Source organism: Edwardsiella sp. A.80236 (assembly GCF_044540725.1).
Classification (GTDB): Bacteria; Pseudomonadota; Gammaproteobacteria; order Enterobacterales; family Enterobacteriaceae; genus Edwardsiella; species Edwardsiella tarda.
Genome location: NZ_JBIUCY010000016.1, coordinates 42,061 through 63,231, shown reverse-complemented (window position 1 = coordinate 63,231; position 21,171 = coordinate 42,061). Strand labels below are relative to the sequence as shown.

At 56.4% G+C, this 21,171-nt stretch carries 18 protein-coding genes, 2 tRNA genes and 2 other RNA genes; 10 read left to right on the top strand and 12 right to left on the bottom strand.

Annotation, left to right across the window (positions count from 1 at the left end; translation table 11 throughout):
* Window positions 1–2 precede the first annotated feature (2 nt).
* The 6 genes from ACEQFP_RS13615 to ACEQFP_RS13590 form a co-directional block, all read right to left on the bottom strand.
* A non-coding RNA gene (locus ACEQFP_RS13615) (RtT sRNA) lies at window positions 3–139 on the bottom strand.
* 185 nt (window positions 140–324) lie between these two features.
* Window positions 325–453, bottom strand: a non-coding RNA gene (locus ACEQFP_RS13610) — RtT sRNA.
* A gap of 46 nt (window positions 454–499) precedes the next feature.
* Window positions 500–584: transfer RNA gene (locus ACEQFP_RS13605), tRNA-Tyr, on the bottom strand.
* A gap of 78 nt (window positions 585–662) precedes the next feature.
* Window positions 663–747, bottom strand: a tRNA-Tyr gene (locus ACEQFP_RS13600).
* 152 nt (window positions 748–899) lie between these two features.
* Window positions 900–1,748 (bottom strand): formyltetrahydrofolate deformylase, encoded by an 849-nt coding sequence (purU, locus tag ACEQFP_RS13595; RefSeq protein WP_005285141.1) that lies wholly within the window; start codon window positions 1,746–1,748, stop codon window positions 900–902.
* Window positions 1,749–1,853: 105 nt separating this feature from the next.
* A complete protein-coding gene (locus tag ACEQFP_RS13590) occupies window positions 1,854–2,336 on the bottom strand; it encodes a YchJ family metal-binding protein (RefSeq protein WP_005285144.1) in 483 nt (160 codons plus the stop codon).
* Between the two features lie 217 nt (window positions 2,337–2,553).
* Between ACEQFP_RS13590 and rssB the strand changes: the two genes are divergently transcribed.
* Both rssB and galU read left to right on the top strand, forming a co-directional pair.
* The gene (rssB, locus tag ACEQFP_RS13585) at window positions 2,554–3,612 is read left to right on the top strand and encodes a two-component system response regulator RssB (RefSeq protein WP_370546801.1); all 1,059 of its coding nucleotides are present in this window, start codon (window positions 2,554–2,556) and stop codon (window positions 3,610–3,612) included.
* A 218-nt stretch (window positions 3,613–3,830) separates the two neighbouring features.
* The gene (gene galU, locus ACEQFP_RS13580) at window positions 3,831–4,742 is read left to right on the top strand and encodes a UTP--glucose-1-phosphate uridylyltransferase GalU (RefSeq protein ID WP_005285150.1); all 912 of its coding nucleotides are present in this window, start codon (window positions 3,831–3,833) and stop codon (window positions 4,740–4,742) included.
* A 277-nt stretch (window positions 4,743–5,019) separates the two neighbouring features.
* On the opposite strand, the gene hns is transcribed toward galU, so the two are convergent.
* Window positions 5,020–5,430: a histone-like nucleoid-structuring protein H-NS gene (gene hns / locus ACEQFP_RS13575; RefSeq protein ID WP_005285153.1), complete on the bottom strand. Its 411-nt coding sequence runs from the start codon at window positions 5,428–5,430 to the stop codon at window positions 5,020–5,022.
* A gap of 507 nt (window positions 5,431–5,937) precedes the next feature.
* Between hns and tdk the strand changes: the two genes are divergently transcribed.
* Window positions 5,938–6,528 (top strand): thymidine kinase, encoded by a 591-nt coding sequence (tdk, locus tag ACEQFP_RS13570; protein ID WP_005285158.1) that lies wholly within the window; start codon window positions 5,938–5,940, stop codon window positions 6,526–6,528.
* Between the two features lie 764 nt (window positions 6,529–7,292).
* On the opposite strand, the gene adhE is transcribed toward tdk, so the two are convergent.
* A complete protein-coding gene (gene adhE, locus ACEQFP_RS13565; protein ID WP_005285165.1) occupies window positions 7,293–9,962 on the bottom strand; it encodes a bifunctional acetaldehyde-CoA/alcohol dehydrogenase in 2,670 nt (889 codons plus the stop codon).
* A 492-nt stretch (window positions 9,963–10,454) separates the two neighbouring features.
* Here adhE and ACEQFP_RS13560 point away from each other — a divergent pair, with 492 nt between their 5' ends.
* The 6 genes from ACEQFP_RS13560 to oppF all read left to right on the top strand — a co-directional run bounded on the left by ACEQFP_RS13560 (window position 10,455) and on the right by oppF (window position 17,396).
* Complete coding sequence (locus ACEQFP_RS13560; protein WP_005293300.1) at window positions 10,455–11,099, top strand: YchE family NAAT transporter; 645 nt, start codon at window positions 10,455–10,457, stop codon at window positions 11,097–11,099.
* A gap of 756 nt (window positions 11,100–11,855) precedes the next feature.
* Window positions 11,856–13,493, top strand: coding sequence for an oligopeptide ABC transporter substrate-binding protein OppA (gene oppA, locus ACEQFP_RS13555; protein WP_005293303.1), 1,638 nt, complete (start codon window positions 11,856–11,858; stop codon window positions 13,491–13,493).
* A 75-nt stretch (window positions 13,494–13,568) separates the two neighbouring features.
* The gene (oppB, locus tag ACEQFP_RS13550) at window positions 13,569–14,489 is read left to right on the top strand and encodes an oligopeptide ABC transporter permease OppB (protein WP_005285183.1); all 921 of its coding nucleotides are present in this window, start codon (window positions 13,569–13,571) and stop codon (window positions 14,487–14,489) included.
* 12 nt (window positions 14,490–14,501) lie between these two features.
* The gene (oppC, locus tag ACEQFP_RS13545) at window positions 14,502–15,410 is read left to right on the top strand and encodes an oligopeptide ABC transporter permease OppC (protein WP_005285186.1); all 909 of its coding nucleotides are present in this window, start codon (window positions 14,502–14,504) and stop codon (window positions 15,408–15,410) included.
* Window positions 15,411–15,423: 13 nt separating this feature from the next.
* Window positions 15,424–16,395, top strand: coding sequence for an ABC transporter ATP-binding protein (locus tag ACEQFP_RS13540; RefSeq protein WP_370546797.1), 972 nt, complete (start codon window positions 15,424–15,426; stop codon window positions 16,393–16,395).
* Window positions 16,392–17,396 (top strand): murein tripeptide/oligopeptide ABC transporter ATP binding protein OppF, encoded by a 1,005-nt coding sequence (gene oppF / locus ACEQFP_RS13535; RefSeq protein WP_005285192.1) that lies wholly within the window; start codon window positions 16,392–16,394, stop codon window positions 17,394–17,396. The genes ACEQFP_RS13540 and oppF overlap by 4 nt, the downstream gene beginning before the upstream one ends.
* Window positions 17,397–17,479: 83 nt before the next feature.
* Here oppF and ACEQFP_RS13530 read toward each other — a convergent pair whose 3' ends face one another.
* Window positions 17,480–17,809, bottom strand: coding sequence for an HI1450 family dsDNA-mimic protein (locus tag ACEQFP_RS13530; RefSeq protein WP_035594896.1), 330 nt, complete (start codon window positions 17,807–17,809; stop codon window positions 17,480–17,482).
* Between the two features lie 48 nt (window positions 17,810–17,857).
* Window positions 17,858–19,318 (bottom strand): cardiolipin synthase, encoded by a 1,461-nt coding sequence (gene cls / locus ACEQFP_RS13525; protein WP_005285197.1) that lies wholly within the window; start codon window positions 19,316–19,318, stop codon window positions 17,858–17,860.
* 208 nt (window positions 19,319–19,526) lie between these two features.
* Between cls and ACEQFP_RS13520 the strand changes: the two genes are divergently transcribed.
* Window positions 19,527–19,703 carry a YciY family protein gene (locus ACEQFP_RS13520; protein WP_071523921.1) on the top strand — a complete coding sequence of 59 codons (177 nt, stop codon included), beginning with the start codon at window positions 19,527–19,529 and terminating at the stop codon, window positions 19,701–19,703.
* Window positions 19,704–19,739: 36 nt separating this feature from the next.
* Here the strand turns inward: ACEQFP_RS13520 and ACEQFP_RS13515 are convergent, their stop codons facing one another.
* Window positions 19,740–20,228: a Dps family protein gene (locus ACEQFP_RS13515; protein WP_035594460.1), complete on the bottom strand. Its 489-nt coding sequence runs from the start codon at window positions 20,226–20,228 to the stop codon at window positions 19,740–19,742.
* A gap of 631 nt (window positions 20,229–20,859) precedes the next feature.
* Window positions 20,860–21,156, bottom strand: a complete 297-nt coding sequence (locus tag ACEQFP_RS13510) for a YciI family protein (protein WP_005293314.1) — start codon at window positions 21,154–21,156, stop codon at window positions 20,860–20,862.
* Between the last annotated feature and the right edge of the window lie 15 nt (window positions 21,157–21,171).

Genomic DNA, 21,171 nt, shown 5'->3' with positions numbered 1-21,171 from the left:
AATGGTGGTGGGGGAAGGATGACTCGCCGCGTTGCGGCTCGCCCTACGGGCCGTTGCCTGCGGCAACGTTGGTCGCGCGTTGCTCGACGCGAACCGAGGTTCCCGGTCATGCGGCTATCTTGTTCGCCATTTTGCCCCTGGGCAGTGCTCGAAATCCTCACGTACGACCAGTACGCTCCGGTTTCTGCGCGCTGTCCGTGTGCCAACTGGCTTCACCGATAACGCCGCTTGGCCGGGAACCTTGTCGAAGGTTCTCACCTTCCCCGGATCGGGTTCTGGTTTGATATAGGCGTTTGGGATGTCTAGCAGAGAACAACAAAAGAATGGTGGTGGGGGAAGGATGACTCGTCGCGTTGCGGCTCGCCCTACGGGCCGTTGCCTGCGGCAACGTTGTCTCGCGTTGCTCGACTCGAACCTTGTCGAAGGTTCTCACCTTCCCCGGATCGGGTTCTGGTTTGATATATGCGTTTGGGATGTCTAGCAGAGAACAACAAAAGAATGGTGGTGGGGGAAGGATTCGAACCTTCGAAGTCTGAGACGGCAGATTTACAGTCTGCTCCCTTTGGCCGCTCGGGAACCCCACCATTTGGGGATGATATTGCTAACCGGTCACACCGGACGCCGGGCTAGGGCGTTTTACGACACCATTTCGAGAGAGGAAATGGTGGTGGGGGAAGGATTCGAACCTTCGAAGTCTGAGACGGCAGATTTACAGTCTGCTCCCTTTGGCCGCTCGGGAACCCCACCAGATTGTCGCGCTTCGTTATCAGCGGAAGCGGGGCGCATAATAACAAATCGCGCCGCGCTGTAAAGGGTTGCGTAAGAAAAAAAAATCGTTTGCCGTTTTTTTGCCCGCACTGTTGTGCGGGCGTACAAAAAACAGAGAAAAAACGAACAAATCAAAAAATTACTGTGCGATTACCGCAGACGAACACCCGTTGCGCCAACACGCGGTAGAGGGCGCGGCTCAGCACATTTTTTTCCACATCTCGCCCCGCGCGGATCATCTCCTCGGCCGTGTAACTGTGATCGACATGGATCACGTCCTGCATGATGATCGGCCCCTCATCCAGATCGTTGTTCACGAAGTGCGCGGTGGCGCCGATGATCTTCACCCCACGTTGATAGGCTTGGTGATAGGGGCGCGCACCGATAAAGGCCGGCAGGAAGGAGTGATGGATATTGATGATGCGATTCGGGTAGCGCGCGACGAAACCGGGCGTGAGGATGCGCATATATTTGGCCAACACCACATAGTCGGGTGCCAGGCGATCGATCTGTTCGGCGACGGCATCGTCGTGTGCCTCTCGGCTCAGCCCGTCGTGGCTGACCAGGATGAAAGGGATCGCGAACTTTTCGACTAACGGTTGCAAGGTGGCGTGGTTAGCGATGACCGCGGCAATCTCGATATCCAGATCGCCGAAGGCACTCTTGATCAGCAGATCACCCAGGCAGTGCGCCTCCTTGGTGACCAGGATGACTACCCGTTGCCGAGCGGTGGCGATGATTTCACGCTCGGAGCCTGCTGGCAGGGCGCCATCCAGATCGGCGAGCAGGGTCTCATCGTTGAAGATCCCTTCTAGCTCGGTACGCATGAAAAAACGCCCGCTATGGTGATCGACAAACTCGTTATTCTGGATGATGTTGAGTTGATGCTTGTAACAGATATTGGTGATCTTGGCGATTAGCCCCTTGGCGTCGGGGCAGGTGGTACGTAGGACTTTGCGTTGAATAACGGGGTGTGACATAGGTTTGCATCCTTGTTGTGTCGCCGTGGTGGCCGGGCACACTCCGCCATGGCGCCTAAGCGCCGCCGATCGGCACCGTTGCGCCGCACGGTGGCGGGACTCTGCCTAGCGTCCGCAGCATTTTTTATATTTGTTCCCACTGGCGCAGGGACAGGGGTCGTTACGTCCTACCTCCGGCCGGGTCCCGTCGACATAGTACCAAGTGTGATGCAGATTCAGAAAACGTGAACGCTCGTGAATTGCGCCGTTTCTATTAGTTGAGGGAGTATGGAAACGGGCGATAAATTCGACATAGCCTTCGTGTTCGTTCTGACCCGGCGAGCAGGCGATGATGCGTAACCCCAGCCATTCGGTATCGGCGAAGCTGGCGCAGATGGCCGCGCGTTCGGCCGCCATGCCACAATCGGGATGCCAGCTGGCGATCAGATAGTCGGCATTGTGGGTCACAAAGGCGCTATAACGCGAGCGCATCAGCTGTTCCGGGGTACTGGCCGGGAGTGAGCCATCGAGGCGTGGCGCGCAGCACGCGGCGAAGGTGAGTGTGCTGCCACAGGGGCAGGGGGCGGTGTGGGCGATCGGTGACATCATAGCTATAACCATTTGCAACTATTGGTGAGAAAAGATGAGCATAATAGCGCGAGGACTCTATGCTGATCATAATAACTAATAATAATGCTGAATAAGTTAATTCTGATTTTATGAAAAGTGCGTTAAATCGCGCAGTATAGAATATTTTTACTGGCCGTCAGGGCATTCGTGCCGGTATTGAACCACACTAGGATCAGATGAGTAGGAGGGGCCGGCCATGTCACAGGTGCTCACCAATAAACAGATCATGATCGTCGATGATGATGCGGTGTTCCGCCGTATGTTGTGCGGCTATCTTGAGGCGCAGGGGGCCGGAGTGACGCAGGCGGAAAATGGGCGCCAGGCGTTACGTCTGTATGAGCAAAATCGTCCCGATCTGATCCTGTGCGATCTGGCGATGCCGGAAATGGATGGCGTCGATTTTCTTCGTCATCTGCGAATGCGGGGCCAACGGACGCCCGTCGTGGTGATTTCGGCGACCGAGTCGGTCAGCGACATCGCCCGCGTGATGCGTCTGGGGGCCAAGGATGTATTGCTGAAACCGGTGCGTGACCTTGACCGTCTACGTCAGATGCTCTTGGCCTGTCTCTATCCGGCGTTGTTTGACTCCTTGGCGCTGGAGGAGGATGCCCTGAGTCACGATTGGCAGGTGTTGTTGCACGATCCCGCACGGGCCGTGCGCCTGTTGCGTCAGTTACAGCCACCGGTGCAGCAGGTAGTGGCGGGCTGTCGGGTCAATTACCGTCAACTGACCGATCCGGCCAGCTGCGGTTTAGTGCTGGATATGGCCGCGCTGTCAGCGCATGAGATGGCGTTTTACTGTTTGGATGTGACACGTAGCAGTGAGTATGGCGTATTGGCGGCATTGATGATGCGCGCCATCTTTAACGGCTTACTACAGCAACAGATGATCACCCATGGGCGGCCACTACCGCATATTGCCGCCGTGTTGAAGCAGGCAAACCAGTTGCTGCGGCGGGCGGGATTCATTGGGCAATTCCCGATGTTGGCGGGGTACTATCATGCGTTGACGGGGAATGTCCTGATGGTTTCCGCAGGCCTGCATGCTTGTCTGGAGGCCGAGGGGCAGACGGTGCAACTAAACGGCGGCGTACCGTTGGGGACGCTGGGGAGTACGCCGATGAACCAGTTGTGCTTGCGTAGTCGCCGTTGGCAGTGCCAGATCTGGGGGAGCGGTGGGCAATTACGCTTGATGTTGACCGCCCCTGACCATCACCATGCCTTGCCTACATTGTGTCAGGCACGGTCGTCATAAAGGCGATCCTCCTTTCTTATTTTTCGGCATTTTCTGCTACTCTTGCGGCTAACGCTCGGCGTTATTTTGTACGCTGTCGCTTGTTTATCCACTTGATATCAAATATAGATGAAAGAAATGCGTAGGATTACCGAACTGGTATACTCGCAGACAGTTTAGTACTCATATCGTTCGGTTATGGACGGGCGAACAATGCGTCATCCGTAGAGAGAGGTTGTATGTCAACGTCAGTGAGAAAAGTAAAAAAAGCGGTTATCCCGGTCGCAGGGCTAGGGACGCGCATGCTGCCGGCAACGAAAGCAATTCCTAAAGAAATGTTGCCGTTGGTAGATAAACCGCTGATCCAATACGTGGTCAATGAATGTATTGCCGCCGGTATTAATGAAATTATTTTAGTAACGCACTCATCTAAAAACTCTATCGAGAACCACTTCGATACCAGTTTCGAACTGGAAGCCATGCTGGAAAAGCGTGTTAAGCGTCAGCTGTTGGCCGAGGTGCAGGCTATTTGTCCCAAGCACGTCACTATTATGCAGGTGCGTCAGGGACTGGCCAAAGGTTTAGGTCATGCCATTCTGTGCGCTCATCCGTTGGTGGGTGATGAACCTTTCGCCGTGGTATTACCAGATGTTATTTTGGACGAATATAGCGCGGATTTGAGTAGCGATAACCTGAGTGAGATGTTGCGTCGTTATGAATCTACCGGTGCGAGCCAGATTATGGTGGAGCCGGTGCCGATGGAAGATGTCTCTAATTATGGGGTGGTCGACTGTAATGGCACACAATTGGCCGCAGGCGAAAGCGTGGCGATGAGAGCCGTGGTAGAAAAGCCGCCGCGTGATAAAGCACCGTCTAACCTCTCCATTGTTGGGCGTTATGTTCTTTCTCCGGACATTTGGCCGTTACTCTCTAAAACCCCGCCGGGAGCCGGTGAAGAGATTCAGTTGACGGACGCTATTGCCATGTTGCTGAAGAAGGAAACCGTCGAGGCTTATCACCTGAAAGGGCGTAGCCACGACTGTGGGAATAAACTGGGCTATATGCAGGCGTTTGTCGAGTATGGTCTGCGTCATCCGGCCTTGGGTAAAGATTTTGCCGCTTGGCTCAAAGCGCTTAACTTAAGCAAGTAAGTCGATGAATAAACGTGGCGGCCATTGGCCGCCATTTTTTTTATCAGGATGCAACTAGACAAAAGTCTGGGTAGCACGAAGTTGAACTACCTCTAATTGATTAAAGTCACAAATAAGACTTTTCCTAAGACGGGGTGATGCGTTGAGCAATAATAAATAAACTGAAGAAATAATTATAGATCTTGATGGTGTGCTAAGGCGGGTCGTGTGGGGGAGTGGCATGGCGCTAGAAACAAAAATAGCCTCATTGAGAGGCTATTTTTAGGCGTATTCTGGATTAGATCAGGAAGTCGTCTAGAGACTTACCTTGCTCTTCCATTGCGGTCTTGATCACGGCAGGCGTGCGGCCCTGGCCGGTCCAAGTCTTGGTTTCGCCATTCTCGTCGACATACTGGTATTTAGCCGGACGTGCAGCGCGCTTGGTTTTACCGCCAGTGACTTTGCTGGCATTCATGCTCTGCAACAGCTCATTCGGGTCAATACCATCAGCGATCAACATTTCGCGATATTGCTGCAGTTTACGGGTGCGCTCTTCGATCTCGGCTTGTGCTTGCTGCTCTTCTTCGCGACGTTCTTTAACGACGACTTCCAGTTTCTCCAGCATCTCTTCCAGAGTTTCCAGCGTGCATTCGCGAGCCTGGGCGCGTAGAGTACGAATGTTGTTAAGAATCTTTAATGCTTCGCTCATTTTCCTAATCTCAAATTATATTGGTGGGGGCGTCATCTTTATAATAGAGTGCGCTTTTATTTAACGCAATAGTGAATTTTGTAAGATTAGCAAAATATTCGTGGGGGGAGACGAATATGTTCTTGGCTCGAATTGTTAATATTATACCCTATTATCTATATAAACCGAGACAAGCATGGGGCCTTACGGGGAGGGCTTTAGATGATGGGGCGCTTTGCCATGTATATAAATGCATCTTGTCGCTCGTCCCGCGCGTCAATTGCCGAACCGCTCATCGCTTATCCCCTCGAGTATCTCGCCAGCCGGATAACTGTTAGGTTGATCACTTATTGGCATGAATAATGCCATAATTATTCTGTGGCGTCTGCTGGATCTGTTTAGCCATTGTGCATGAGGCGTTGCGTCGCTTGCTTGCCGGTGGCGGAGAATAAGTGAGCCTCCCTCGCTGCGGCTTATATGGTAGAATCCCCCACAATTGATGACTGTTTTCCGTTTTAAGGCGCTTTGATGGCTCAACTCTATTTTTATTACTCTGCAATGAATGCAGGAAAATCTACGGCATTGTTGCAGTCCTCCTACAACTATCGCGAGCGGGGCATGCATACGCTGGTGTTCACCGCAGAAATTGATAACCGTTACGCGGTAGGGCAGATCAGTTCGCGTATCGGCTTACATTCGCCGGCGATGCTGTATAACCAACAGACTGATCTGTTTGAGGAGATCCGCCGGGCTCATCAGCAACAGAGTGTGCATTGTGTGTTGGTGGATGAGAGCCAATTCTTGACCAAGAGTCAGGTGCTGGCGCTCTCTGACGTGGTGGATGAGTTGGATATTCCCGTGTTGTGCTATGGCCTGCGTACCGATTTTCGCGGTGAGCTGTTCCCCGGTAGCCAATATTTATTGGCTTGGGCGGATAAGCTGGTCGAGCTGAAAACCATCTGTCATTGTGGCCGCAAGGCGAATATGGTGTTACGTCTGGATCAAGATGGCCGCGCCTTAAAAGATGGTGAACAGGTGGTCATCGGCGGTAATGAGCGCTATGTATCCGTTTGCCGTAAACATTATAAGGAAGCGCTCGGCGTTGCGCCGCACGCATAAGTCTGCCATATGGCTGGGGGCGTAGGCCCCAGCACGCCGCGCTGGAGATGAGGTTGGCTGTCTGCTCTCCAGCGCACATCTCTTGTCAGGCGCGAGGCTCCACTACTCGCCGCCTACGCCGCTCAGGCTTCTTACCCCCTCCTTGGCGCGGTTCTTGTGCCCCCGAGGCATCTCCACCGCTCATGTGCACCCAAGCGCCGTATCGCGCGGCCATGAGCGCTGCGAGTGCGGAGAGCGCTGGCGAGACGTGCGTACCCGTCCGAGGCGTCGTCATCGCGCCGGTGTACTAGGCGGGCGGCGAGCGTCGTGAGAAATCACTGGCAGGGCCGCGCTTGGCCGGGGAAATGCCGCTGTGATCCGTTGCCTCATCCGCCATCCGCCATCCGCCATCCGCTATACGCCATTCAGCCTGCACTATCGTTGACGGTTTCCGTTTGTCCTCATCGCTAGGCGTGCCTGGGGGGCCATCAATGGATGCCGCGTGTAGGGCGTCGTTGGCGGATTGAGAGGCCTCTCCCTGACGAGAGGGGGGCTGGCAGGCTGAGTGTGCCGCGCCGCTACAGGCGTCGGGGGAGGCGAGCATGGAGACTACTGAGGCGAGCGAGCGGCGACGGGAGGCCTTTGGCTGGGCGGATGAGGATGAGGCCGCAATCCAGCGCAGCGCGAGGGAGAGGCCATAAATAAAAAAACGGGCCGCGTTATAACGTGGCCCGTGGTGCGAGTAGGCGAATGTCACGCATTCGCCTCAGGTAGGGTGCGTCGAATTAGGCTTTCTTCGCCTTCTTCTCGGCTTTCGTTGCTGCGGCTTTGTCGTCCGCCTGAGCGTGCTCGACGTAATCGCGACCGTAGTAGGTGTCCAGCAGGATCTGCTTGAGTTCAGCGATCAGCGGGTAGCGCGGGTTGGCGCCGGTGCACTGGTCGTCGAACGCGTCTTCAGACAGCTTGTCCACTTTCGCCAGGAAGTCGGCTTCCTGTACGCCCGCTTCGCGGATAGAGGCCGGGATGCCCAGCTCTGCCTTGATGCTGTCCAGCCAGGCCAGCAGCTTCTCAATCTTCTGCGCGGTGCGGTCGCCCGGTGCGCTCAGACCCAGATGGTCGGCGACTTCAGCGTAGCGACGACGCGCCTGCGGACGGTCGTACTGGCTGAATGCGGTCTGCTTGGTCGGGTTGTCGTTCGCGTTATAGCGGATGACGTTGGAGATCAGCAGGGCGTTGGCCAGGCCGTGCGGGAGATGGAACTCGGAGCCCAGTTTGTGAGCCATAGAGTGACATACCCCGAGGAAGGCGTTGGCGAACGCGATACCGGCGATGGTGGCGGCGTTGTGTACACGCTCACGAGCTACCGGGTTTTTCGCCCCTTCTGCGTAGCTGGCCGGCAGGAACTCTTTCAGCAGTTTCAGGGCTTGCAGCGCCTGGCCGTCAGAGTATTCGTTCGCCAGTACGGAGACGTAGGCTTCCAGGGCGTGAGTGACCGCATCCAGGCCGCCGAAGGCGCACAGGGATTTCGGCATGTTCATCACCAGGTTGGCATCGACGATAGCCATGTCCGGCGTCAGCGCATAGTCAGCCAGCGGGTACTTCTGACCGGTCGCATCATCGGTAACGACGGCGAACGGCGTGACTTCAGAACCGGTACCGGAGGTGGTGGTGATGGCAACCATCTTCGCCTTCACACCCATTTTCGGGAACTTGTAGATACGCTTACGGATGTCCATAAAGCGCAGCGCCAGCTCTTCGAAGTGGGTTTCCGGGTGCTCATACATCACCCACATGATCTTGGCCGCATCCATCGGAGAACCACCGCCCAGCGCGATGATGACATCCGGCTTGAAGGAGTGCATCTGCTCGGCGCCTTTACGCACGATGCTCAGGGTCGGGTCGGCCTCGACTTCGAAGAAGACTTCGGTTTCGATACCGTGTGCCTTCAGCACATTGGTTACCTGGTCGGCATAGCCGTTGTTGAACAGGAAACGGTCGGTAACGATGAAGGCGCGTTTGGCACCGTCGGTTGCCACTTCTTCCAGTGCGATCGGCAGAGCGCCGCGACGGAAGTAGATAGACTTCGGAAGTTTATGCCACAACATGTTTTCTGCTCGCTTCGCTACCGTTTTCTTGTTGATCAGGTGCTTCGGACCCACGTTTTCAGAGATGGAGTTACCGCCCCAGGAGCCGCAGCCCAGCGTCAGGGAAGGCGCCAGCTTGAAGTTGTACAGGTCACCGATACCACCCTGAGAGGCCGGGGTGTTGATCAGGATACGTGCGGTCTTCATCTTCTCGCCGAAGTAGTTGACGCGAGAACCCTGGTTGTCTTGGTCGGTGTACAGGCAAGAGGTATGACCGATACCGCCCATGGCGACCAGTTTTTCAGCCTTGCTGACGGCATCTTCGAAGTCTTTGGCACGGTACATCGCCAGCGTCGGAGAGAGCTTCTCGTGAGCGAACGGCTCGGAGTCATCGACCACGCTAACTTCACCGATCAGGATCTTCGTCCCAGCCGGTACGGTGATACCGGCCATTTCGGCAATCTTCGCCGCCGGTTGACCCACAATAGCGGCGTTCAGCCCGCCATTCTTCAGGATGATGTCCTGAACGGCTTTCAGTTCTTTACCCTGCAGCATGTAGCCGCCGTGGGTAGCAAAACGCTCACGCACTTTGTCGTAGACGGAGTCGACCACGATGACAGACTGCTCAGAGGCACAGATGACGCCGTTGTCGAAGGTCTTGGACATCAGGATGGAGGCGACGGCACGCTTGATGTCAGCGGTTTCGTCGATCACTACCGGAGTGTTGCCCGCGCCGACACCGATCGCCGGTTTGCCGGAGCTGTAGGCCGCTTTAACCATGCCCGGGCCACCGGTGGCCAGGATCAGGTTGATGTCCGGGTGGTGCATCAGGGCGTTGGACAGCTCGACGGACGGCTCATCGATCCAGCCGATGATGTCTTTCGGCGCACCGGCGGCGATGGCAGCCTGCAGTACGATGTCAGCCGCCTTGTTGGTGGCCTGCTTGGCACGCGGATGCGGAGAGAAGATGATACCGTTACGCGTCTTCAGGCTGATCAACGCCTTGAAGATTGCGGTAGAGGTCGGGTTAGTGGTCGGAACGATACCGCAGATCAGGCCAGTCGGCTCGGCGATGGTGATGGTGCCGAAGGTGTCGTCTTCAGACAGAATGCCGCAGGTCTTCTCGTCTTTGTAGGCGTTGTAGATATATTCGGAGGCGAAGTGGTTCTTGATCACTTTATCTTCCACGATACCCATGCCGGATTCGGCGACGGCCATCTTAGCCAGCGGGATGCGGGCATCGGCAGCGGCCAGGGCGGCGGCGCGGAAGATCTTGTCGACTTGTTCCTGAGAGAAGTTAGCAAACTCGCGTTGGGCGTTTTTTACACGGGCGACCAGCGCATCGAGTTCAGCAGTATTGGTTACAGCCATGAATGCTCTCCTGATAATGTTAAACTTTTTTAGTCAATCAGCCGCACAAGGCACACAAGTATAGCTGGCGGTGTCACCTTTGCCGGGTTATTGCCGACGCCCGGGCTGCTAATTTGCTAAAACAGCTTAATCTCCGAGGTAAGGCGCTCAGGCATACAGCCATTTCACCTTACCAAGATGGTCATCCCTAATTCATCTTTTTTGATGTAACGAAGCTTACTCATTCTTGGGTATTTGTTTTGTGATTAGGGTCACGAAAACGGCAAGCTGACTCCATTCAGCATGGTTGTTTTGATAATGATTATTAGTTACAGGAAAAAAGACAGGATTAATGGTTAAAATCACGTCGCTGGGTAGCGCACACAGTGGAGAGTAGGATAGGCGGTATCTCTGGTTAAATGACAAAATTCTATGGCGGGATGATAGATCGGCGCAGGTATTTCTATTACATTAGCGCGCGATGACCATCATCTTTAACTTGTGGAGCACATAGTGAGTCAGTCTCTGCTGGACTTGTCCGGGTATATCAAATTTTTTATTGGCCTGTTCGCCTTGGTAAACCCGGTAGGGATCTTGCCCGTCTTCATCAGTATGACCAGCTATCAGGCCGTTGCGGCGCGCAATCGGACTAACCTGACCGCGAATCTCTCGGTGGCGATCATTCTTATTATCGCCTTGCTACTGGGCGACTCCATCCTCTATTTCTTCGGTATCTCTATCGACTCCTTCCGTATTGCCGGCGGCATCCTGGTGGTGACCATCGCCATGTCGATGATCAGCGGTAAGCTGGGGGAGGACAAACAGAATAAACAGGAGAAATCGGAGACGGCGATCCGTGAGAACGTGGGGGTCGTGCCGCTGGCATTGCCTCTGATGGCCGGTCCTGGCGCCATCAGCTCGACCATCGTCTGGAGCTCACGCTACCACGGCTGGCAGAATCTGCTGGGCTTCTCGTTGGCGATCATCTTGTTTGCCTTCTGCTGCTGGCTGCTCTTCCGCGCCGCGCCGCTGTTGGTGCGTTTGTTGGGGCAGACGGGGATTAACGTGGTGACGCGTATCATGGGTCTGTTGCTGATGGCCTTGGGGATCGAGTTTATCGTGACCGGGGTGAAGGCGATCTTCCCAGGATTGCTGTAACTTTGCCAAGTGGTTCGGCGTGTCTGCGATGGCGCGCCGAATACAGAATCTCGTGCCTTTAATTAGCTGTTTATTTTTTTAATATATTTAATCATTTTCTATTTTGTTTTCCTCTCTAACTATTACTCAGGGTTAATTCACCTATTCCCGTTCTATTTGCGCAAATTTGTCCTACACAATCGTTGCTATTGTGTACATTCTTCCGCGCCGAGCCGAAAAATACACGCTAACAATTAGTCTTTATCTCTAGAAAAAACACATCAATTGTAATTTTATTTTGCTTTTTTTCTGTTCGGCGAAACATTAGACAATGGAAAGGGGGTTTCGCGTATATTTTATTTTATATCAGTAAGTTAAGATTGATTTTTGTCTTGGCTGAGGGCAGTCTGTGAGAAAGCACGAATTAAAACAGTGCGTCGGGCAGTGAGTCGACTCAGGGTAGGCGTTAGGCGGCCAAGCGTGGCTGCCAGCATTACAGGTGGTTCCCTCGGTATGGCATGTTACAGCGTCAACTCGCGCTGATTATGCGTCCTCTCCCGTGGTGTCATAGCGCATCCTGCGCCGCTCCTGTCCATCATTAACCTCGCGACGTATGACGTCGTGATTTCGTTACCCGGCAACAATAATGCTTGCGGCCCCCTGTGGGCACGTCAGGCCAGCCGCCGCCGCGGACTCGTTCCTCCGCGACGGTAGCCATAACACACCATGTTGACCAGCCTGCTAACAGGCTTCCTTTTGAATACGGGAGTGGTAGTAATGAGCAAACACATCATCAAAAAGCGTATGTTAACCCTCGCCATCTGTAGCGCCTTGGGCGGTGTCGCCTTCCAGGCGGCGGCAGCCGAGGTGCCCGCCGGCGTGAAACTGGCGGCAAAGCAGGAACTGGTCAGAAACAACGGCTCCGAAGTCTCCTCCCTTGATCCACATAAAATCGAAGGGGTGCCGGAGAATAATGTCACCAACGATCTGTTGGAGGGGCTGACGCAGCATGACACCAAGGGGCATACCATCCCTGGGGTGGCCGAGCGTTGGGAGAGCAAAGACAACAAGGTGTGGGTCTTCTATCTGCGTCCGGACGCCAAGTGGTCGAATGGTGAGCCGGTCACCGCCGAAGACTTCGTCTATAGCTGGCAGCGCATGGCGGATCCGAAGACGGCATCACCTTATGCCAGTTATCTGCAGTATGCGCATGTCGCTAATATCGATGACATCATCGCCGGTAAGCAGGACAAGTCGGCGCTGGGAGTGAAGGCGCTGGATGATCACACCTTCCAGGTGACCCTGAGCGAGCCGGTGCCTTACCTGCCGGAGATGACCGCCCATTACGCGATGAAGCCGGTCAACAAGGCAGCGGTCGAGAAGTATGGTGAGAAATGGACCCTGCCGCAGAACTACGTCAGCAATGGCGCCTATAAGTTGAAAGACTGGGTGGTCAACGAGCGTATCGTGCTGGAGCGTAACCCGCAGTATTGGGATAACGCCAAGACGGTGATCGACAAGGTGACCTTCCTGCCCATCGCCTCGGAAGTGACCGATGTGAACCGCTACCGGACCGGCGAGATCGACATGACCTACAACAACATGCCGATCGAGATGTTCCAGAAGCTGAAGCGTGAGATCCCCGAGCAGGTTAAGGTCGACCCGTATCTGTGTACCTACTACTACGAGATCAACAACCAGAAGCCGCCGTTTAACGATCCGCGTGTGCGCGAGGCGCTTAAGCTGGGGTTGGATCGCGACATCATCGTCAACAAGGTGAAGAATCAGGGCGATCTGCCGGCCTATAGCTTTACCCCTCCCTATACCGATGGTGCCAACCTGACGCCGCCAGCCTGGTTTGGCTGGTCGCAGGAGAAGCGCAACCAGGAGGCCAAGAAGCTGCTGGCCGAGGCGGGCTATGGCCCGGACAAGCCGCTCAGCTTCAACCTGTTGTACAACACCTCGGATCTGCATAAGAAGCTGGCGATCGCCGCCGCCGCCATCTGGAAGAAGAACCTGGGCATCGACGTGAAACTGGAGAACCAGGAGTGGAAGACCTTCCTCGACTCGCGTCACCAGGGGAACTACGACGTGGCGCGCGCGGCCTGGTGTGCCGACTATAACGAGCCGAGCTCCTTCCTCAACATGATGCTGTCCAACAGCAGCAACAACACGCCGCACTATAAGAGCGCGGCCTTCGATCGCATCATGTCTGGTGCCTTGCAGGCGAAGGATAAGGCTGGACGCGCCCAGGTGTATCAGCAGGCCGAGCAGCAGTTGGATAAAGACTCCGCCATCGTGCCGGTCTATTACTATGTTAACGCCCGTCTGGTGAAACCCTATGTCGGTGGCTACACCGGCCAGGATCCGCTGGATTATGTCTACGATAAGAACCTCTACATCATTCAACACTAATAACCGCGCGGCCGGGCGACCGGCCGTCGGGTAGACGACCGCCGGCCGTTGCGGCCGGCGTACAGGGTTTGGGCTATGCTAAAATTCATATTTCGTCGCTTCCTAGAGGCGATACCGACGCTGTTCATCCTGGTGACTATCTCCTTCTTTATGATGCGCCTAGCGCCAGGCAGTCCGTTCACCGGCGAGCGTACGCTGCCGCCGGAGGTGATGGCCAACATCGAGGCCAAGTACCATCTCAACGATCCCATCTGGAAGCAGTACGGCCACTACCTGCTGCAACTCTCCAAGGGGGACTTCGGGCCATCGTTCAAATACAAGGATTATTCGGTTAACGATCTGCTCGCCGCTTCCTTTCCGGTCTCCGCTAAGTTGGGGCTGGCCGCCTTCGTGATGGCGCTGGTGCTCGGCGTCACGGCGGGGGCCGTCGCCGCCTTGAAGCAGAATTCGCGCTGGGACTACTTGGTGATGACCTTCGCCATGACCGGTGTGGTGATACCCAGCTTCGTGGTGGCGCCGTTGCTGGTACTGATCTTCGCCATTTCGCTACATTGGCTGCCTGGCGGCGGCTGGAACGGTGGGGCGTTGAAATACATGCTGTTGCCGATGGTGGCCTTGTCGCTCTCCTATATCGCCGGCATCGCGCGTATCACCCGCGGATCGATGATCGAGGTGTTACATTCGAACTTCATTCGTACCGCGCGTGCCAAGGGCTTGCCGATGCGGCGTATCGTGTGGCGCCACGCGCTGCGTCCGGCGCTGCTGCCGGTGCTCTCCTATATGGGGCCTGCCTTTGTCGGCATTATCACCGGTTCGATGGTGATCGAGACCATCTACGGCCTGCCGGGGATCGGCCAGCTGTTCGTCAACGGGGCGTTGAACCGTGACTATTCGCTGGTACTCAGCCTGACCATCCTGGTCGGTACGCTGACGATTCTGTTCAATGCCATCGTTGACGTGCTATACGCCGTGATCGATCCCAAGATCCGCTACTAACAGGAGGCGTTTATGCGAGTCAATAAGAGTAACGCCGCCGCCGTCGAGCGTTTCAGCGAACAGTTGGATGTCGAGGGGCGCAGTCTATGGCAGGATGCCCGCCGCCGCTTTATGCATAACCGGGCGGCGCTGATCAGCCTGGTTGTCTTGGCCTTGATCGCGTTGTTCGTCGTGTTGGCGCCGATGTTGTCGTCTTTTGCCTATGATGATACCGATTGGAACATGATGTCCTCGGCCCCGGCGCTCGAGGGCGGGCACTATTTCGGCACCGACTCCTCGGGGCGCGATCTGCTGGTGCGTGTCGCCATTGGGGGGCGCATCTCGCTGATGGTCGGTATCGCCGCCGCGTTGGTGGCGGTGGTGGTCGGCACGTTGTACGGCGCGCTCTCCGGCTACCTGGGGGGGAAGGTCGACTCGGTGATGATGCGTCTGCTGGAGATCCTGAACTCCTTTCCCTTCATGTTCTTCGTCATTCTGTTGGTCACCTTCTTTGGTCAGAATATCCTGTTGATCTTCATCGCCATCGGCATGGTTTCCTGGTTGGATATGGCGCGTATCGTGCGTGGCCAGACGCTGAGTTTGAAACGTAAGGAGTTCATCGAGGCGGCGCAGGTCGGCGGGGTGAGTACCGGGCGCATCATCCTGCGCCACGTGGTGCCGAACGTACTGGGGGTGGTGGTGGTCTACGCCTCGCTGTTGGTGCCCGGCATGATCCTGTTCGAATCGTTCTTAAGCTTCCTCGGTCTGGGGACGCAGGAGCCGCTCAGCAGTTGGGGGGCGTTGCTAAGCGACGGCGCCAATTCGATGGAAGTTTCCCCTTGGTTATTGATCTTTCCGGCCGCCTTCCTAGTGATCACCCTGTTTTGTTTTAACTTTATCGGCGATGGCTTGCGTGATGCCCTCGATCCGAAAGACCGCTAAGGAGCGTGTATCGATGAAGTCCTGTTTGCTAGATGTCCGCGATCTTCGCGTGACCTTCGCTACGCCGGACGGTGATGTCACGGCGGTCAACGATCTCAACTTCACCCTGGCGGCCGGCGAAACCCTGGGGATCGTCGGCGAGTCGGGCTCCGGGAAGTCACAGACCGCCTTCGCCCTGATGGGGTTACTGGCGGCCAACGGGCGCATTGGCGGCTCGGCTCGCTTCGACGGGCGTGAGATCCTCAACCTGCCGGAGGCGCAACTCAATCGGCTGCGTGCCGAGCAGATCGCCATGATCTTCCAAGATCCGATGACCTCACTCAATCCCTATATGCGGGTGGGCGAGCAGCTGATGGAAGTGCTGATGCTGCATAAGAGGATGAGCAAGGCGCAGGCGTTCGATGAGTCGGTGCGCATGTTGGATGCGGTGAAGATGCCGGAGGCGCGTAAGCGCATGCGTATGTTCCCCCATGAGTTTTCCGGCGGGATGCGTCAGCGGGTGATGATCGCCATGGCGTTGCTGTGTCGCCCACGCCTGCTGATCGCCGATGAGCCGACCACCGCGCTGGATGTGACGGTTCAGGCGCAGATCATGACGCTGCTCAACGAGCTGAAGCGCGAGTTTAACACCGCCATCATCATGATCACCCACGATCTGGGGGTGGTGGCCGGTATCTGTGACAAGGTACTGGTGATGTATGCCGGGCGTACCATGGAGTATGGCCAGGCGCGCGACGTGTTCTACCATCCCTCCCATCCGTACTCCATCGGCCTGTTGAACGCGGTACCACGCCTGGATGGCGAGGAGGCGGCACTGCTGACCATCCCGGGGAATCCGCCCAACTTGTTGCATCTGCCGGCGGGGTGTCCATTCCAGCCGCGCTGTCCTTATGCCGATGCCGGCTGTGAGGCCACGCCGCCGTTGGCGGCCTTTGGCGATGGGCGCTTGCGCGCCTGCTTTAGAACGGTGGAGGAATTGGCATGAGTGGGCAGCTAAACGATAAGAAGGTCTTGCTGGAGGTGGCCGATCTGCGCGTGCATTTCGATGTTCGTGACAGTCGGGCTTGGTTCTGGCAGCCCCCCAAACGCCTCAAGGCGGTGGATGGGGTGACGTTGCGCCTGTATCAGGGCGAGACCCTCGGCGTGGTGGGGGAGTCGGGCTGCGGTAAGTCGACCTTCGCCCGCGCCTTGATCGGCTTGGTGAAGGCGACCTCCGGTAGCGTCAGTTGGCTGGGGCGCGATCTGTTGGGGATGAATGAGGCGCAATGGCGCGCGGTACGCAGCGATATTCAGATGATCTTCCAGGACCCGCTGGCCTCATTGAACCCGCGTATGACCATCGGGGAGATCATCGCCGAACCGCTGCGCACCTACCATCCCGAGATGGGGCGAAGCGAGGTGCGTGATCGCGTCAAGACGATGATGATGCGCGTCGGTCTGTTGCCTAACCTGATCAACCGTTATCCGCACGAGTTCTCCGGGGGGCAATGTCAACGCATCGGCATCGCGCGTGCGCTGATCCTCGAGCCGAAGCTGATCATCTGTGATGAGCCGGTATCGGCGTTGGATGTGTCGATCCAGGCGCAGGTGGTCAACTTGTTGCAGGAGTTGCAACGTGAGATGGGGTTATCGCTGATCTTCATCGCCCATGATCTGGCGGTGGTGAAGCATATCTCCGATCGCGTGTTGGTGATGTATCTGGGGCATGCGGTGGAGTTGGGCACCTACGATGAGGTGTACCACAATCCGCAGCATCCCTACACCAAGGCGTTGATGTCGGCGGTGCCGGTACCGGATCCCGACAAGGAGCGCAACAAGCGGATTCAGTTATTGGAGGGGGAGTTGCCGTCACCGATCGATCCCCCTTCCGGTTGCGTGTTCCGCACCCGTTGTCCCTTAGCCGGTCCCGAATGCGCCGAGACACGGCCATTGCTGGAGGGCAGCTTCCGCCATGCGGTCTCCTGCCTGAAGGTCGATCCGCTGTAAGTGTTCGGCGCTGGCGCCTCGTCGCGTTCGAATAAGAAAAAACCGCCCAAGTTGGCGGTTTTTTTATGCGGCAAGCCGGGAGGTTACTCCTTCCACAGGATGTGGCACAGCTTGTGGTCCTTCTCGCGGCAGATCAGGACGCGGGCGAAGACATCTTCGATGGCATCGCTCTCGGCATCGCCGTTGGTCAGACCGATCACCACCTCGGCGAAGAAGTCAGGATTGAGGTCGAAGTCGACATGCTCCTGCCAATCTTCCGCCGGATCGAACAGTTCGGCGGCACCGCGCTGCTCAAACTGGAGGTTGAACAGCAGCACATCCGCCGGATCCAGATTGTCCGCCGCCAGTTCCAGGAAAATGTCATAGGCCTGATCCAGGGTCTCTTCTTCGCTCAGGCGGTTGTTTAAGTCCATCATTTTACTATCTCACGAGGGCCGTGGCCCGGTTAAATACCCTGCATCTTACAGCAGAGGACTGAAAAAGTAGAACAGGCGCTCGACCATGCGTTGCCACAGGGGACGCTTCAACCACGTCAGCGGATCCAACAGGGTCGAGCGAGCGATATAGTCGTCCTGCACGCAGGCCAGATCGCTGCCGAAGCCATCATCGTCGATCACCAGGGTGATCTCGAAGTTGAGCCAGAGGCTGCGCATGTCCAGGTTGACGGTACCGACCAGGCTCAGTTGGCCATCGACCAGCACGCTCTTGGTGTGCAGGAGGCCGCCTTCGAATTGATAGATCTTGACGCCGGCGGCTAACATTTCGGTAAAGAAGGCGCGACTGGCCCAGCCGACCATCATCGAATCATTCTTCTTCGGCACGATGATGGAGACATCCACACCCCGTTGCGCGGCGGTACAGATGGCGTGCAACAGATCGTCGCTGGGGACGAAGTAGGGCGTCGTCATGACCAACTGTTGGCGCGCGGAATAGACGGCGGTCAGCAGCGATTGATGGATTAACTCCTCGGGGAAGCCGGGGCCGGAGGCGATCACCTGAATGGTATGGCCGGACTCCTTCTCGAAGGGGAGGATGTTACAGGTTGGCTCCGGCGGCAGGATACGTTTGCCGGTTTCCATCTCCCAGTCGAAGGCATAGTAGATGCCCATGGTCGTCGCCACCGGGCCTTCCATGCGTGCCATCACGTCGACCCATTGTCCGACGCCCGCATCCTGCTTGAAATAGCGCGGGTCGACCAGGTTCATGCTGCCGGTATAGGCGATGAAGTTATCGACTAATACCACCTTACGGTGTTGACGGAGATCCATGCGGCGTAGGAAGACACGCAGCAGATTGACTTGCAGCGCCTCGACCACCTCGATGCCCGCTTCACGCATCATCGCCGGGTAGGGGCTACGGAAGAAGGCCACGCTACCGGCCGAATCGAGCATCAGGCGGCAATGGACGCCGCGCCGCGCCGCGGCCATCAGCGCCTCCGCCACCTGATCGGCCAGACCGCCCGGTTGCCAGATGTAGAACACCATCTCGATGCTGTTATGCGCCAGCTCGATGTCGCGGATCAGCGCCTTCAGCGTCTCGTCACTGGAGGTGAGCAGCTGTAGTTGATTGCCTTTGACCCCGGCGATCCCTTGGCGGCGTTCACACAGTTGGAACAACGGTGCCGCCACCTCGCTATTGTGGGTCGCGAAGATACTACGGCAGTTGCGTAGATCGGCCAGCCAACGCGCCGTAGAGGGCCACATGGCGCGCGCCCGTTCGGCGCGACGTTTGCCGAGATGCAGCTCACCGAAGGAGAGGTAGGCGATGATCCCCACCAGTGGCAGAATATAGATGATCAGCAGCCAGGCCATCGCGGAGGGGACCGCGCGGCGCTTCATTAATATCCGTAATGTAACGCTGGCGATGAGCAACCAGTAGCCGAAGATCGCCAGCCAACTGATTACTGTATAAAAAGTGCTCATAATCGCAGGATGTCCTTACACAAATCGATCAATTGAGAGTTTACGCACAGATATACAAAGAAGAAACCTTTAGCGGCTAAATATATACAGCAGGGAGGGAAAGCGGGTGAGATCGTGCGCTAGCCGGCTTTTTTATTTCGCCGCGCTGTCGGGACTTGGTTTGTCGTACTAGGGGGGTATAATCGCAGCGCAGCTATCTGGAGGGAGTATGCGACACAGTCGAAATGAAGTAGGGCGTTGGCGGATGCTGCGTCAGATCCATCGGCGCCGCAGCCACTGGTTGGAAGGCCAGTCACGCCGCAATCGCCATATCTATTGCATTCGCCGTTTACACAGAATTCAGCATCATCGTTCCTTGCTCTATTCCGTTGCCTACGAGTGGTAAGCGTTTAGCCCCGCCTGCGCGGGGCTGACCTCATGATTAACCGAGGTAGGCGTTCAACATCCACACCTGTTTTTCCTGTTGCTTAATATAGTCGCTCATCAGTGCGACCGTGCCCTCGTCGCCCGCCTCGGTAGCCAGTTGCAGGATGGCGCGCTGTTGTTCGAGTAATAAGGCGTAACCGGCGAGTAGCCCGTTGAGCGTTCCGCGATCGTCGCAGACATCGACGTCTTCTTTAATGGTGGCGATCTTCAGGTAGTCGCTAAAGGCGTGACGCGGGCGGTCGCCCAGCGTCAGCACGCGTTCGGCCAGTTCGTCGACCTTCAGCAGCAGATCGTTATAGATCTCCTCAAACTTAACGTGCAGCGCGAAGAATTGCGGACCGCTGATGTTCCAGTGATAGCCGCGCACGTTCATATACAGGATCTGATAGTTGGCCAGCAGAGTGTTGAGTGCCTCGGCCAATTGGGTGGATTGCTGGGAATCGAGGCCGATAGAGGTTTTACCGTTTTGCTTACTGTTTGCCATATTCATACTCTCCTTGAGGAACGCGGGTATCGATACGATTCGATACGGATTAAAGCCCTATAAAGCGTGTCGGATTAGGATAGCTTCTCCCATCCTGCCAGAGTCGCTGGCGGAGATCTAGCGCCTGTGCGTGGGGATGAGAGACGCGGCAAGCTAGCGCACGATGGCGGGTGACTCGGCGGGAGAGTGTGTGATATCAGCATGAAATGGTTGGAGATAATAGTCAGCCGCCGCATCGGCGATGCGGTAAGCGCTGCGTAGGCATCGTCCGGGGGGATGTCAGGGTTGCCGTGACGCTAACGCGGGCCATCCTCGCGGCGAACGCGCGTCGTCGGGCGAGGCGGCGGATAGGGCTGTCGTCGCCACGCGGGTAGTGAGGCCGGCGTGAAGGCGTGGCGAGTGGGTTGAGTGAGAATAAAAGCAGCGAATGTATTTATCCTAATTATCATGATATTGCGGTTACTGAGGAATCAGGGTAGACTGCCCGGCATCACAGCAATGTGACAGAAAAACGCATTTAGCATTTTAATGAAATCTTCATGTAGCCACGGCTAAGTGCGTTTCTCTGAGGTAAGGAAAAGCCCGCCTTGTGCGGGCTTTTTTCTATTCTACGACCCGCCCTAGGGCTTGGTTAGAAGACCTGCTTATACGGGGTGACACTGACTTGGTGGTAGACACCGGCAGCCACATAGGGATCGTTTCCTGCCCATGCCTGCGCCTCGGTCAGAGAGGCGAACTCGGCGATCACCGCCGATCCGGTGAACCCTGCCGCGCCGGGATCGTTGCTGTCGATGGCTGGTAGTGGGCCAGCCGTTAATAGGCGACCTTGATCGCGCAGGAGTTGGAGTCTGGCCAGATGGGCGGGGCGGGCAGCCAGACGCTGCGCTAGCGTGTCGGGTGCATCCTGGGCGTAAATCAGGTACAACATACTCATCTCCTTGTT